Raw genomic sequence first — 14,909 nt, 5'->3', positions numbered from 1 at the left:
GACTTTTTTACACATCCCGATACCTCATAATGGATATTATGCGGTACTGGAATTCGGCTGCTATTGCAATCATGGAGGGTACAACATACTCCAAATAAGAAAAAGGATGGGAGAATGCGGGATGAAAAGGAAAGTGAAAGCATTACTGGCACTGGCACTGACGTTGGCACTTGTCTCCACGACGCTTGGAGACAACTGGCTCTACGTATCCGCAGAGAATGCAGCAGGGGCAGAAGAACAGACTGATGAGCCGGCAGCTACAGCAGAAGAGGAGACAGAAGAGAAGCCAGCAGCACCAGAAGAAGCAGCGCCTGAAGAAACAGTGTCAGAAGAGACAACACCAGTGGAGGAGACAGCTGCAGTCGAAGAAGAGACAGCTCCGGTAGAGTTAGTTCCGGAAGAAAAACAGACAGAAGAACAAAAACCGGAAGCAGCAGAGGCTTCGGCTGAACAGCCGACAGGAGCTCCGACAGAAAGTCCTGCTCCGGCAGATGAACAGAAGCAGCCAGTAGAGGCCCCGGCTGAGCAGCCAGCAGACAACCCTGCCCTGGCAGATGATCAGAAGCAGGCAGCAGAAAGCTCTGCTCCGGCAGATGAACAGAAGCAGGAAGCAGAGACTCCGGCGGCAGCTGCAGCAGCTCCGGCTGAGACGCCTGTAGCAGATGCAGAAGTACCGGGAGTGGATGAAAAAGATACTGAGACAGTGGAGGAAGAAACCGGTCTGACAGAACAGACGATAGAAGCTTCTGTGGATACGGAGGAAAAAGATGTTGTAATTACCCTGACAGGTGAAATGCCGGAAGAAGCAACGGCAAGTGCCTGTCCAGTGGATATTTCCATGGATGGTGTGAATATCATCTCCGCTTATGATATCACCATCTATGATGCAGATGGCCAGGAATTCCAGCCGTCTGAGGAGAAACCGCTTCAGGTTAAGATTGAGGACGACGCAGTACGGAAAGCTCTGGAAGAAAATACAGAACTGGAAGTATATCATCTTGAGGATGCAGAGGCAGAACCCGAGCAGGTACAGGAAGTCAATCTGGAAGCTGCAGCAGTTGAGTTCCAGGCTCCAAGTTTTTCCATCTATGCAGTAGTAACACCAGAACAGCATTTTACACATACGTATCAGTTTGTGGATGAGGATGGAAGTCCAATAGCGGGTATTCAGGAACAGATCTTATCTGCAAATGAGACACTTACAGAACCGAAAAGTCCGACAAAAGATCATGCGGTATTTGAAGGCTGGTATACGGCACAAAATGGCGGAGAGAAATTTAACAAATTCGGGCAGCAAGAGCCGGAATTGAAAGCAAGCGTAACAACAACGTTATATGCACGGTTTACCACGGTGTATTACGTGTACTATAAAGCTGGAAGTCAGGCAGACAGTAAAGTATTGTTTACACAGACATATCATGACGAAGCAGCTACGATAGTTACCGGTGATATTCCATTTACTCCGGAGAGTACGGAAGAGGCCTTAGTTGGATGGACGACTGTAGCAGGAGGGACGGAGCCGGAAACTTCTCTTGTTATAAAGGATGATGATGTAACTCTTTATCCTGTTGTAAAAAAAGCACATTGGCTGAATTATCATTCTATGGGTGGAACATCTGTAGAACCTGTATATGTATTGGCAGGAAATACGACGCAGGATGACCAGGTCCCAGAAAGAAAGGGATATACGTTTGAGGGATGGTATACAGATCAGTCGTATAGTCAGAAGTTTGAATTTGGTAAAATTCTTGATCAGGATCAGGATCTTTATGCAAAATGGAATCCTGCAATGGTAGAGTATACTGTCGCGTATTGGCAGGAGAATGCAGATAATGATGACTATAGTTATGTGGAATTCGAAAAGAAGCAAGGACTGACCGGAACGGAAGCAGGTTATGACAAGGTGGAGAAGTATGATAATTTCGCCCTGGACACTGCAAAAACGGATATAGAGAAAGTTATTATTTCCGCAGATGGAAGCAGTATTAAGAATGTATATTACAAGAGAAATATTTATACGATCAATTTTGTAAAAGAAAGCAGTAATAGACCTACATGTGGAAAAGAAGAGCATACCCATACACATGGATTTTTGGGAATTGGAAGCTGTTATGACAGATCCGGAAATTTGAAGTGTGGAAAAGAAGAGCATAAACATGACGCCAGCTGTTATGCGGGAGGAGCTATTTTAACAATTAGTCAGAAGTATGATTCTGATATTAGTAAATATTGGGAAGAAGATCCTATTAAGGCGTTGTTAGATGAGGGATATGTCTGGAAATCAAGTTTGACAGGAAAATATTATACATTTCTGCAAAAAATGCCAGAAAATAATATTATCATGACACAAACTAAATGGAGTGGACAAAAATACACATGGTATTACTATTTGGAAGCTTTGGATGGAAAGGCACCAAATGGAGAAGAGATAAGAAAAGATGACGGAAAAACGTATTATTTGTATCATGCAACTTCGGTTTATGGAAATAATTTAAGCCTGACATATGATGAAGATTATTTCCCACTTACTGGATTTGAACAAAGAGACAAGAATGTACCTGAATTTAAGTGGAATAAAAGTAAAAAATGTTATGAAGCTTCACTATATTATCTAAGAGAAGCTTATGAAATTGATTTCCATACCAATAATACGAACAGCGATGTGATAAAGAAATCAGAAATTTTATATGAATCTGATTTATCTAATATTGCACCGAAAGGGTATGTGATTGGAGAAACAACAAAAATTTTGAATGGTGTGACCTATTATTTTGATGGATGGTATGACAATCAATATCTTCAGGGCAACGCTTATGTTTTTACTGGCAAAAAGATGCCGGCAAAGAATCTTGCATATTATGCAAAGTGGAGCAGCAGAAAGGTAACGCTTTCTTTTGATAGTGCAGGTGGTACTGAAATTGATAGTCAGACTCTTGATCAGGGAGCAGCAGGAGTAAAACCTGATAATCCTGTCCGAAGTGGATTTAAGTTTGCAGGCTGGGTAAAAGAGGATGGAACACCATTCAGTTTTTCAACTGTGATTATGAGTGATACCACAATTTATGCAAAGTGGATCAGTAACAGCCAGTATACGCTTACTTACGATCCTGGTGCAGGATCTGGTGCTACAGTTACAGATCTGACTGGCTATGTAAATGGTGCAGAAGTGAAACTGAAAGAAGTACCGGAAGGTTTCCAGCCACCTGAGAAGCATTATGGATTTGTCTGCTGGAATACGGTAAAAGATGGAAGTGGAACGGATTATTACCCGGGTGCAGGATATGTTATGCCTGAGGAAGATGTCACATTGTATGCAAAGTGGGCACCAATCCGAAAGACGACACTGAGTTATGATTATACTGGCGGTATGTTTGGTGGCAAAGAAAGATCAGATGCCATTGAAATTGCAATTCCTAATTCAGAATATGAAATTGACGATAGAATCCCGACAAGAGAAGGGTATGAATTCCTTGGTTGGAGTATTACAAAAGAGATTGCGGCAGGAGGAGCCCTCTTGACTAAGGGTGACAAGATCCAGGTAGACACTTTGGCTGAGGAATCCAATGTAATCTATGCACAGTGGAGAAAGCTGAAAGAAGTTACCTTCACAGTAGAAAAATTAGTGGATGGTAATATGGGAGACCACAACCGGGAATTTGAGTTTAAGTACTCTATTATCGACAAAGAGGGTGCTGAAAAAGACAGTGATACATTTAAACTGAAATCGAGCGTTAGTACGGAACTTCCAAAAGTAGCAGAGGGTTACACTATTGTAATTCAGGAAACTTCGGTAATAGGATATACAACAACGATTGATGCCACCGTAGATAATGCTTCTTCGGAGGCAGGAAAATTCAGTTATACGGTAACCAAAGATAGTTCAGATGCTATTAAAGTTACGTATACGAACAGTAAGACAATGGTTACTCCGACTGGAGTTACTACAAACGGGATGACCTCTATTCTGATGCTTCTGGCAGGCCTTGGTATGGCAGTGGTGATGCTGCTCACAGGAAAACGCAGAAAGATCTGATCATAAAGAATGAAGGCTGAGAAAAAGAAATGGACGAAGAAGGCGGCTATGGCAGAGGTCAGGTTATTTCTGACACGCCTGACTGCCATGGTACTTCTGATATGGGTACTGTTCGGACTGATCTTCGGTATCTGTCCCATGAAAAATGAGGATATGATGCCGAGAATCAGTTCCGGTGACCTGCTTCTCTACTATCGATTGCAGCAAAGCTTTGTATCAGGTGACGTAATCGTCTTACAGAAAGACGGAAAACGATATGTGGGAAGAGTGGCAGCTCATGGCGGAGATACCGTAGAGATCACAGAGGATGCACAGCTCTCCGTAAATGGAAGTACTGTGATCGAAAATGATATTTATTATTCCACACCCAGGTATGAGAGCGGAATTGCCTATCCGGTGACATTGGCAGAAAATGAAGTCTTTGTATTATGTGATTACCGGGAAGGTGCAAAGGACAGCCGGTATTTCGGGCCAGTAAGCAAGTCCGAGATCAAAGGGAAAGTGATTACGATTGTCCGGCGGTCCAATCTTTAAGTGGTATATTGCGGGAATAAAGGACGGGGGAGGCGTGACTGGATGAACATAGAAACATAGACCGTCATAGTTCCGTGATATAGACTGTGCCGAGCGTGCAGCCAGATTATATAACAAAGTCAGGGGAGAGAATCCCGGGAAAGAGAGGTTCATATTATGAAATTTAGTAAAATCTCAAAACGATTAGCAGCCTGTTCACTGGCAGGAGTCATGATGGTATCAATGCTTGGAATGACCGCATTTGCAGCGGAGCCTGAATCTGCTACAGGCACAGTGGGAGCAGGTGGAGTATCTTTTACTAAGACTCTGGATATGTCAGAAGCAGTAGGTGCCAGTGTACCGGATATAACATTTTCGTACGAGATTAAGCCGGGGACATATAAGGCTGCTACAGATACTACACCGGAAATTCTGGCTGGAATTGAAGGTGCAGAAATTGGTACTGTAGCATATACCTATGAAGATAAGGCTGCAACAACTATTGATAAGTCTGTATCTGTAAACTTTAATAAAGTAACATGGCCAGCGCCGGGTATTTATAGATACATTATTACTGAGAAGGCGACTTCTGGAAATGACGACATCACCAATGATGAAAATCCTACCAGATATTTAGATGTATATGTAGTAAATGGTGATAAAATCGGCGAATATAGAATTGCTTCTCAGGCATTGAGTACAAGTGATGCAGCACCGACTGGAAAACAGTATAGCAACAAGAGTGCTGGATTTACCAACAAATATAAAACCTATCAGCTTAGTCTTTCCAAAGTAGTAGATGGTACTATGGGTGAAAAGAGAAGAACTTATAACTTTAAAATTAATTTTGAAGGACCGGCAAATGCATCATTTACAATGAAGAATGATAAAAATGAAGATGTAAAAGTCGTTCTTGATGGTGATGGCAAAGGAAGTGTAGATATAGCACTGACAAATGGCAGCACAAAGGACATCAAAGGTATTCCGTCTACTGTTAAATATACTGTAGTTGAGAATATCAGTAAGAATGATGGATATACAGTCAGCTATACTGTAGGCGGTACAGATGCAACCAGTGCTACTTATGCAACATCTACTGAGAAGACAATGGGTAAGGGTGATAATGCAGTTGTATGTACTAACCTGAAGAACGCAGTTACCCCGACCGGTATTGCCATGACCGTAGCTCCGTACATTCTGATGGTAGCAGTTGCTGGTATCTTTGCAGTTCTGTTCCTTCGCAAAAGACACGAAGAAGCTTAATCAGTGAAGTAAAAGCTTCCCCCGGAGACAGCTTTTTCATGAATGAAGGCGCTCTCCGGGAAACAAAGAAGTTTTCAAAAGGAGGAACCCGTCATGGAGATTGCTGGCACATTAGCCAGGCTGGGAAATCGAATATTGAGCATGATTGCAGCAATTATGATTCTGCTCATGCTGCTCTATGGCGGATACTCCCTCTGGGATACGGTGATGGTGTACCGGGGAGCGCTCCTCTCCAGTGACCTTCTGCAGTTCAAACCAGCGGAGGATGCGGTGGAAAGTCCGACGCTTCTGGAGCTGCAGGCTATCAATCCGGATGTACAGGGCTGGCTTACCATAGATGATACACACATAGATTACCCGGTCGTGCAGGGGGAGAATGACATGGAATATGTCAACAAAGATGTTTATGGAGAATTTGCACTGTCCGGAGCAATCTTTCTGTCCAGCCTCGACAATCTGGAATTTGATGAGGGATATCAGCTGCTGTATGGGCATCATATGGATAACGGCGGAATGTTCGGTGATATCGTGGAATTTTCGCAGGAATCTTATTTTGAAGATCATACATCCGGTGTGTTTTATCTGCCGGATGCAGCTTATGATATTACACTGTTTGCCTGCCTGGAGGTAGACGCTTATGATCCGGTAGTCTACGATTGTGATTCAGGGGCAGACAGGAAAAAACTGTTAGATTATATTAAAAAAAATGCTGTTCAGTACCGGGAGATCGGAGTGACAGCAGCGGATTCGGTTATGGGATTTTCAACCTGTGCCGAGGCGGAAACAAATGGCCGTGTTGTTGTGTTCGGGCGGCTTACCAAAAGAAGCTAAACACAAGAAGGAGGTTATGAAGCGATGACAAGTAGAAAGAAAGGCATTCCCGGCGGATTGCTGATTCTGCCGTTGCTGTTCCTGTTTCTGATGATGCCCGGACAGGTAAAGGCAGCACAGAACAGCTGCGAGGTGACGATTCCGGTGCAGATTGAAGTATCCGGTGATAAGATCCCGGATGGAGAGACCTATCAGATTACGATGGAAGCAGTGACAAAAGATGCACCTATGTCGGCACAGAATGTGCAGGAACGGAAAAATGCAGGAAGTATTTTCTTTGGACCGATGACGTATACAGTGCCCGGAGATTATCAGTATAAAATCTCCCAGACTGCAGGAAAGACAGATCGTTTTACCTATGATACCAGTACGTATCTCGTGACTGTCAGAGTAGTAAATGCAGAAAATGGTACATTGAAATCAGAAATGTGGGCAGTAAAAGATGGATCAGAGACAAAATCTGGAACCATCTCTTTTGGAAATCATTATGATACCCCGAAATCCGGAGGTTCCAAGAAGCATCATCACTCCAGTAAAACGGAAGAGACTACGGTGACTCCGGTAATTGTGCAGACTCTTCAGACACTGGCTTCACCGAAGACAGGTGACAGTGCAAACGTACTTCTCTGGGGTGCATTTGCGGCAGCAGCGCTGCTTGGTGTTGCAGTTATGATCTTGATCACTGTGCGAAACGGAAGACGGAAAGAAGAGTAGCTGTAAAACAGAAATGAATCATGAGAATGACTGAGGGACTGCGTCCGGGTGCGAGAGTATTCGGACGCAGTTTTTGAAGTATAGCTTCAGGCAGGTACAAAGCGATACAAAGGAGTGATGGGACAAAGATGGCAAGGACGGGAAGAGATCTTACCGGACTGAAATTTGGAAAGCTGACAGTGCTCGGGTTCGGCGGCTATGAACAGAATAAGAGACAGCGTGTGGCGATGTGGAATTGTCATTGTGACTGCGGAAGTGACTGTCAGGTGGAAGGATATTTGCTGGTCAGCGGACGGAGAAAAAGCTGCGGCTGTATCCGGAGGGCAGCAGATCAGATGGAGGGAGAGCGCTTTGGAAAACTGGTGGTTCTGGGAGCAGATCCTGAGAATCATACCACATTGCAGAAAGTGCTTTGCCGCTGCGATTGTGGAAATGTAAGGAGCGTGGCGACAAGAGAACTGAAAAATGGAAAAATCACAAGCTGCGGATGTGATGGAACCAGCCGGCGGAGTGCAGAGGATTTTATGGAACGGCAGTATGATGCCGGAATGGAAGTATTGCGTGTGGAGTTTCGTCAAGGAAAATATACACAGATTCACACATTAAAAGAATGGGTTTATGTGTGGATCAGGGAAGTGCTGCAGGGAGTCGTAAAACCGACTACCATACGTATGTATGCAGAGACGATGGAGCATCATATTTTTCCGGCGCTCGGAGAGGAGCAGCTTCAGGAACTGTCCGGAGAGAAGCTGGAAGCCTGGCTTGCATTATTGAGCAGACAGTCAGTGACAGGCACCAGGACTGGAAAGATGACAGAGGGGACGGTCAGGAACGTATTGTCAGTCTTAAGCGGAAGTCTCAGGGACGCACAGAAATATGGTCTCATTGATAGTAATCCATGCCTGGACGTGCATTTCTTTGAGAAAAAGGATCAGAGTAGTGATTGCAGGTCATGGCTTCAACCGGAACAGATCCGGAAGCTGGAACCGGTACTTGTCTCTTATAAGGATGAAGATGGTTATCCGCTGGGACTGGGATTTCAGCTGGTGCTTTATACAGGGATTACCTTGAGTGAAGCGGCAGCCCTCAGGTGGAAAGATGTGGATTTTCAGGAAAAAATTTTGAATATTCGCTATTTTGTGGCAATGAAAAGAAGCCGCCCGGAGGACGAACGGGTATATGACCTGGAAAAATTGACCGGGCGCAAGAACCGCCGGGTACCGGTGCCGGATTTTATGATGCAGACGTTGGAAAAGCTGCAGAAAAGCTATCAGGGCAATTCAGAGGATTTTGTATTAGGTAATCAGGCACAGGAACCGGTGCGTGTAGACCGGATGCGGGCAGCCCTGCAGCGCCGCTCCCATATGTGCGGCATGGACACGGTAACGCCCCGTATGCTCAGGGACACCTATGCCATGAGAGCAGTGCAGGCAGGAGCCACTTCTGATTTGATCGCACAATTAATGGGATTTGCCTCCTCTCAGCAGGTGATCAGGCGGTACATGCCTGCGAATAAAATGAACGAGAGGGAACTTTTGGACCGCATGTTTGGAAATAGAACCTCTTGATTTTTTCTCTGAAACTGATTAAATTGTAAGGGGCTGTTGCAAAATGGATGAGTACTCATCTGTTTTACAACAGCCCCTTTCTGCTGTAAGCCTATAAACCTTAAGGCATTTTATTTGATATTTATAGATGGGTCTATATTGGATTCTTAGTAAAAAAATTCCTGCGAAATATAATTTAGAAGGAACTTTTTCGTAGTCAGAGTCTGTTGAACCCCTTAACCGCCTGGACAACCCCTAATTTTGCCCCAAAAGTGGAACTTTCACATAAGAAATTAAATATAGACCCATGCACACCCAAAATAGACTGCCCCACGCAGTTGAAAGAGTTCTCCCGCGGCACTAGTGTCCCCAGGTGTAAGCCTTTTCCGCGAACTTGCTTTGGGTGGAGCAGACAGGATATATTCCATATGTCCAGCACTGCCGTCAGGAAAAGTGCCGCTCAATCACCTATTCCGGTGATTTTGCGACACTCCCTTCTTTTTACGCATAAAACCTGTCCCGGCTCATATATTTTGATAAGGGGTTGGGACAATGAAGTGCAATGAAATCATAGAGCTGTTTCCAGATATTTTAAAAAATCCGCTGCAGGAGGCGAAGGTGGATCTGTGGGAGACGGAAGAAATCCGGGTACGGGCAGGACAGTGTCTTTCCGTCCGGGTGCGGGGCAGAGAATGGAGACTGGAAGTTCGTTATACGGTGGAAGAGATCCGTCAGATTCTTTCTTATCTGGCCAATTATTCTCTCTATGCTTATGAAAGGGAGATCCGTCAGGGCTATCTTACGCTTCCGGGAGGACATCGGCTGGGACTGGTGGGAAGAGCGGTGCTGGAGGGAGACCGTATCACGTCGCTGATGGAGATCTCTGCCCTCAACCTTCGGCTGGCCCATGAGAAGAAGGGCTGCGCGGATTCGGTGATTTCCTGTTTGTGGGAGCAAGACAACCTGTGTGATACGCTGGTGGTGTCACCGCCCGGCGGCGGCAAGACGACCCTTCTCAGAGACTGTATCCGCCAGATTTCCGATGGGACAAAGGAACATCGTGGAAGAACGGTAGGGGTCGTGGATGAACGGTCGGAGATTGCAGGATGCTGCAGGGGGGTGCCAGAAAATGATGTAGGGATGAGGACCGATGTGCTGGACGGCTGTCCGAAAACCCTGGGGATGCGGATGCTGCTTCGTTCCATGGCACCGGAAGTATTGGCCGTGGATGAGATTGGAAGTGAGGAAGATGTGCGGGAAATCCAGTATGCGGCAAACTGTGGATGTACGGTCTTTGCCACCGTTCATGGAGACAGCCTGGATGCTCTGCAGAATCAGCCGAATCTTCGGAAATTACTGGAAACAGGAGTATTTCAGAGGTTACTGTTTCTGGAGGGGCGGGATGCACCGGGCAGAATCCGGCAGGTGACGGACCACAGAGGAACCGTGTTATGCTGAAATTTCTGGGCATCGGCCTCCTGTTATCAGGTACGGCTGGAATTGGATTTGGAAAGGCAAGAGAACTGGATCAGCGAGTGGAAGAGCTTCGAATGCTCCGGCAGTTGATCATGCTGCTGGAAGGAGAAATCCGCTGTACCCATCGGCCGCTTCCAGAACTGCTGATTTCCATGGGGGAGCGGTTCGGACCTCCTTTTCAGTCTTTTTTGGTGGAGACCGGCAAGGAGCTGGAGGCCCATAAGAGTCTTACGGTGCAGGAGGTATGGAAGGAACAGCTGATCCTTAGCAGAAAGAAATTTCATCTGAACAGACAGGAGTATGAAGAACTGTTGGAATTTGGCGGAATGCTGGGATATCTGGATATTCAGATGCAGACGGAACTGTGTCTTTGGTATGAAGAGCGGCTGAAAATATCGGTGCAGGCTGCCATGTCAGAGGCAGGAGAAAAACGGCAGCTGTATCGGTGTCTTGGAATTTTAAGCGGCGTTGTGCTGGTGGTATTTATCATATAGGACAGGTGGAATCAAAGTATGAGCGTGACACTGATTTTTAAAATTGCCGCAGTCGGAATTCTGGTATCGGTTCTCTCCCAGGTTCTGAAGCACAGCGGCAGGGAGGAGCAGGCATTTCTTACAAGTCTGGCGGGTCTTCTGCTGGTCCTTTTCTGGATTATTCCTTATGTGTATGAGCTCTTTGTTACGATGGAGAAGCTGTTCACACTGTAAGAAAGAGGGGAAACCATGATAAAAATTGCCCTGATCGGTATTGTGGGAATTCTTCTGGCACTTCAGATAAAAGCGGTAAAGCCGGAATATGCCGTGTATCTGTGTATGGGTGTCAGTCTGCTCATTTTTATGGGAGTGACTGAGCAGCTTCAGATCATTGTGGATACCATACAGGCCATCGAAACTTATCTGCCGTTAGATCAGAGGTATATAAAAATTCTTCTGAAAATCGTGGGGATTACCTATATTGCGGAATTTTCCTCGGATCTTTGTAAGGATGCGGGATATCAGACCATTGCCGGACAGATTCAGATCTTTGGGAAACTGTCTGTACTGGCAGTCAGTATGCCAGTGCTTCTGGCTCTTTTAGATGTGATTCAGAACTTTCTGGGAGCGTGAGCAGATGGGGGAAATTGATTATGGGGAAATTCAGCAGGTGCTGGATGACCTGCTGGGGCAGAATGTGGATTTTCAGAATATGGCCGAGCAGGGAGCATCCGGAAACAGTCCCATTTCTTTTCAGAATCTGCTTAAGATGGCGGAAGGACTTTTTTTCCGGGAACTGATGGAACAGAAAGAACTGTGGGTGCACATCCTGATACTGGCAATAGCAGCTGCGGTACTGCTTCATTTTGCCGATGTATTTCAAAATAAGGGCGTGTCCCGGATCAGTTTCTGCATGATCTATATGATGTTATTTTTACTGCTCATTACTTCTTTTCAGGGAAGCATGGAAATAACGACAAATGTGCTGGATGCAATGAAAGACTTTATGACGGTACTGGCTCCGGCTTTTTTTCTTGCCATGACGCTGACATCTTACATCAGTTCTGCGGGAATTTATTATGAATTTACGTTATTCCTGATTTCCGGGGTGAGGTGGCTGACCAGTGTATTTTTGCTTCCTTGTATCGAAATCTATATTCTGCTGGTGCTGGTCAATCATCTGTCGGGAGAAAAGCGGCTGGGACATCTGGCGGAACTGATGTCTATGCTGGTGGGATGGAGTCTGAAAGCGCTGCTGGCGTTGGTGTGTGGTTTTCATATGGTCCAGGGGCTCATTTCGCCGGCAGCGGATGCTTTTCGTACCATGTCGGTGAGTAGAGGGATAGAGGCAATTCCAGGTGTGGGGGATGCAGGAAGCTCTGCCACGGAGCTGGTGCTCGGCTCTGCCATGCTCATAAAAAATGGGATCGGTGCGGCGGCTCTGGTGGTACTGATTCTGCTTTGCATGGTGCCACTTATCAAGCTGGCGGTGATTATGCTGGTATATTATGTGCTGGCAGCAATTCTGCAGCCTGTGTCGGATGAACGGATTACGGAATGTCTGCTCGGCATGGGGAATGGTGTGAAGCTTCTGTTTCAGGCGGCATTTACGGTGCTGGCATTATTTTTGCTGACCATTGCACTGACGACGGCAGTGACGGGATGAGGAACAGACAGGGGGAATAAGATGCAGGCAATTCTGGATATGGTGCGGATGATTGCGGTCTTTTATTTGTTGGAACAGATGGTATTGCAGCTGATTCCCGGGGAGAGGTATGAGCGGTATGTGCGGTTTTATCTTGGACTGCTGTTGGTATTGCTTTTACTGCAGCCAGTCTTTCAGATTTTCAGATTGTCGGAGCAGCTGGATCAGAAAGTATTTCTGCAGGAAAGGAAGATGGAGGAGATGCCGGAATGAAGGAAAAATGGGAAGCACTGCGAAAAAAATACTGGCCGCCCGGAAAGGATCAGTTCCTGATTATGGCGCTGTGTGGACTTTTGCTGGCAGTGATTGCTGTTCCGGTGGATTCCGGGAAACAGAAAGGAACGCAGGAGAACAATGGGCAGGAAACAGAGACCCAGCAGGAGACAGATAGCTATGAAGAGCAGATGGAAAAGAAACTGGAAGAGTTGCTTTCAAGAGTGGAGGGCGTCGGACAGGTCCGGGTTATGCTTACCTTTGAAGGAAGCGGGGAGCGGAAAGTAGAGAAGGATAAGCAGGTGGGGACGGGCGGAACAGAGGAGGAGACTGTATATGAGGAGTCAGGGAGCTCAAGCCGCAGGCCTTACGTAACGTCGGAGAGCAATCCGCAGGTGGAGGGAGTTCTGGTCATTGCAGAAGGAGGCGATAAGAGCAGCGTCAAAGAAGAAATTATCGGAGCCGCTCAGGCATTATTTGGCATTGAACCTCATAAAATTAAAATAATGAAAATGGAGGTGGAGGAAACAAAGTGAAGAAGCTTGTGAAAAAGCCTGTATTTAAGAAAAATCAGATGATTATCACTGCGCTGGCGGGCATGATTGCCATAGCAGGATATCTGAACTATGCGGGAACGGATGTAAATCCTTCCCTGCTGAGTGTGGACAGTGAGGCGGTAGAAGATGTGGCTGAGACAGATCTGGCGCAGGATATTTCCGCAGAAGATACCTATGCTTTGACGGGAGAGGTGGATGAAGGAAGTCAGGATATTGCGAGTCTTGATGAAAATGAGGACGGAGATGTGGCAGCCGAAGAAGGTACGGATGCCGGGCAGACCGTGATGGCCAGTACCACTGTGGGTGTCGGACTGGTATCCGAGGCAAAGGTGACCCGGGAACAGAACCGCTCCAGAAATAAAGAAATTCTCATGGAACTTATCAACAGTACGAATATTACAGACGAACAGAAGCAAAGTGCCATTGATGAGATGGTAGCCATGACAGATGCGGCAGAAAAGGAGCTGGCAGCAGAAACCCTCCTGACGGCCCAGGGGTTTGATGAGGTAGTGGTGAGTATCAATGATGCTTGCGCTGACGTGGTGGTGAGCAGCTCGCAGGTCAGTGATGCAGAACGGGCACAGATTGAGGATGTGGTAAAGAGGAAGACAGGAATCGAGGCGGCGAATATCACGATCACACCAGTCACGGCTGAATAATGAATGCTCATATCATCAGGGACAGGATAAAAAACCTCTGGCTTTTATTCTGTCCCTGATTAGAATTATTTAGTTGAGCTGTCAGCATCAATGACCGATTGAATCTGTTTCATCAGAGCATCATAGTTGTCCTGATTGTCAATTCCGCCAAGCAGGGGATCTCCCACAATATTACCGTTTCTGTCGACCAGTATAGTGGTAGGAAATGCCATAATGTCGGAGGCATATTTACCTGCATCGGAAGCAGAGTCGATGGAAAGGTTGCGGTATTTGGCACCCTGGCTTTCCAGAATTGCGGATGCTTCCTGAATGGCAGCTTCATTTCCGTCAAAGGTTTCTGTGTTGATGCCTACGACCTCGCCGCCCATTGATTTGATTGCATCGTTCAATTCATTAAGCTTAGGTAACTCGGCGACGCAGGGCTTGCATCCGGTAAACCAGAAATTGAGGACAGTGACGGCATTTTCGGAAAAGAGACTTTCATCAACAGAATTACCATCAAAATCCATGCCGGAAAAATTTTTGAAGGGAGATACGTTTTCGGCATTATTTTCCTGACCGGTGGTATCTGATGCCGCATTTTCATTTTCCATTTCAGCTATCTGCTCCTCAAGGTTTCGTATCGTTTCCATATCATCCGTCAGTGTTTTCAGCTCATCATCCGTAAAAGCCTCTTTGCCTGATTCGATGGTGTCAGCCAGATAATCCGCATAATTTCCATTGGGATCGGCAGTGGTTTTATCCATCATGCCAAATACTTTGTTCCATACATCTTCATGATCTGCAAAGACCTGGTTCTCCTGCTGATACAGGTCATCCAGGCTGGTGGCGGAATTGTCCGCAGATTTTTTTGTGCTGCATGCTGTAAGCAATGCCATGCTAAGTATCATAACAGCAATCAATGTTCTTTTTGTTTTCATAAATA

General features: G+C 46.0%; 15 protein-coding genes. 14 read left to right on the top strand and 1 reads right to left on the bottom strand.

Annotated elements, in window-relative coordinates; all coding sequences use genetic code 11:
• Positions 1–121: 121 nt before the first annotated feature.
• The 14 genes from ACZMB2_RS05285 (at position 122) to ACZMB2_RS05220 (ending at position 13,984) form a co-directional block, all read left to right on the top strand.
• On the top strand, positions 122–4,033 hold the full coding sequence (locus tag ACZMB2_RS05285; RefSeq protein ID WP_487595848.1) for an InlB B-repeat-containing protein: 3,912 nt from the start codon (positions 122–124) through the stop codon (positions 4,031–4,033).
• A gap of 9 nt (positions 4,034–4,042) precedes the next feature.
• On the top strand, positions 4,043–4,567 hold the full coding sequence (gene lepB / locus ACZMB2_RS05280) for a signal peptidase I (RefSeq protein ID WP_487595847.1): 525 nt from the start codon (positions 4,043–4,045) through the stop codon (positions 4,565–4,567).
• Between the two features lie 156 nt (positions 4,568–4,723).
• A complete protein-coding gene (locus ACZMB2_RS05275; protein ID WP_487595846.1) occupies positions 4,724–5,809 on the top strand; it encodes a QVPTGV class sortase B protein-sorting domain-containing protein in 1,086 nt (361 codons plus the stop codon).
• Positions 5,810–5,902: 93 nt separating this feature from the next.
• On the top strand, positions 5,903–6,640 hold the full coding sequence (gene srtB, locus ACZMB2_RS05270; RefSeq protein ID WP_487595845.1) for a class B sortase: 738 nt from the start codon (positions 5,903–5,905) through the stop codon (positions 6,638–6,640).
• Positions 6,641–6,664: 24 nt separating this feature from the next.
• Complete coding sequence (locus ACZMB2_RS05265; RefSeq protein ID WP_487595844.1) at positions 6,665–7,354, top strand: streptococcal pilin isopeptide linkage domain-containing protein; 690 nt, start codon at positions 6,665–6,667, stop codon at positions 7,352–7,354.
• A gap of 128 nt (positions 7,355–7,482) precedes the next feature.
• Entirely contained in the window at positions 7,483–8,922 is a 1,440-nt protein-coding gene (locus tag ACZMB2_RS05260; protein ID WP_487595843.1) for a tyrosine-type recombinase/integrase, read from the top strand.
• Between the two features lie 531 nt (positions 8,923–9,453).
• Positions 9,454–10,359 carry a stage III sporulation protein AA gene (gene spoIIIAA / locus ACZMB2_RS05255; RefSeq protein ID WP_487595842.1) on the top strand — a complete coding sequence of 302 codons (906 nt, stop codon included), beginning with the start codon at positions 9,454–9,456 and terminating at the stop codon, positions 10,357–10,359.
• The gene (locus ACZMB2_RS05250; protein ID WP_487595841.1) at positions 10,353–10,871 is read left to right on the top strand and encodes a stage III sporulation protein AB; all 519 of its coding nucleotides are present in this window, start codon (positions 10,353–10,355) and stop codon (positions 10,869–10,871) included. The genes spoIIIAA and ACZMB2_RS05250 overlap by 7 nt, the downstream gene beginning before the upstream one ends.
• Positions 10,872–10,889: 18 nt before the next feature.
• Complete coding sequence (gene spoIIIAC, locus ACZMB2_RS05245) at positions 10,890–11,084, top strand: stage III sporulation protein AC (RefSeq protein ID WP_118770172.1); 195 nt, start codon at positions 10,890–10,892, stop codon at positions 11,082–11,084.
• Positions 11,085–11,099: 15 nt separating this feature from the next.
• Positions 11,100–11,483 (top strand): SpoIIIAC/SpoIIIAD family protein, encoded by a 384-nt coding sequence (locus ACZMB2_RS05240; protein WP_487595840.1) that lies wholly within the window; start codon positions 11,100–11,102, stop codon positions 11,481–11,483.
• A gap of 4 nt (positions 11,484–11,487) precedes the next feature.
• Complete coding sequence (locus ACZMB2_RS05235; RefSeq protein WP_487595839.1) at positions 11,488–12,516, top strand: stage III sporulation protein AE; 1,029 nt, start codon at positions 11,488–11,490, stop codon at positions 12,514–12,516.
• A gap of 21 nt (positions 12,517–12,537) precedes the next feature.
• Positions 12,538–12,768 carry a stage III sporulation protein AF gene (locus ACZMB2_RS05230; protein WP_487595838.1) on the top strand — a complete coding sequence of 77 codons (231 nt, stop codon included), beginning with the start codon at positions 12,538–12,540 and terminating at the stop codon, positions 12,766–12,768.
• Positions 12,765–13,304, top strand: coding sequence for a SpoIIIAG-related protein (locus ACZMB2_RS05225; protein ID WP_487595837.1), 540 nt, complete (start codon positions 12,765–12,767; stop codon positions 13,302–13,304). The genes ACZMB2_RS05230 and ACZMB2_RS05225 overlap by 4 nt, the downstream gene beginning before the upstream one ends.
• The gene (locus ACZMB2_RS05220) at positions 13,301–13,984 is read left to right on the top strand and encodes a SpoIIIAH-like family protein (RefSeq protein WP_487595836.1); all 684 of its coding nucleotides are present in this window, start codon (positions 13,301–13,303) and stop codon (positions 13,982–13,984) included. The genes ACZMB2_RS05225 and ACZMB2_RS05220 overlap by 4 nt, the downstream gene beginning before the upstream one ends.
• Positions 13,985–14,049: 65 nt before the next feature.
• Here ACZMB2_RS05220 and ACZMB2_RS05215 read toward each other — a convergent pair whose 3' ends face one another.
• Positions 14,050–14,904 (bottom strand): TlpA disulfide reductase family protein, encoded by an 855-nt coding sequence (locus ACZMB2_RS05215; RefSeq protein WP_487595835.1) that lies wholly within the window; start codon positions 14,902–14,904, stop codon positions 14,050–14,052.
• Between the last annotated feature and the right edge of the window lie 5 nt (positions 14,905–14,909).

The organism is Hominiventricola sp. (assembly GCF_057604405.1).
The sequence above is the reverse complement of the archived record's forward strand: the minus strand, read 5'-3'. Positions and strand labels throughout refer to the sequence as shown.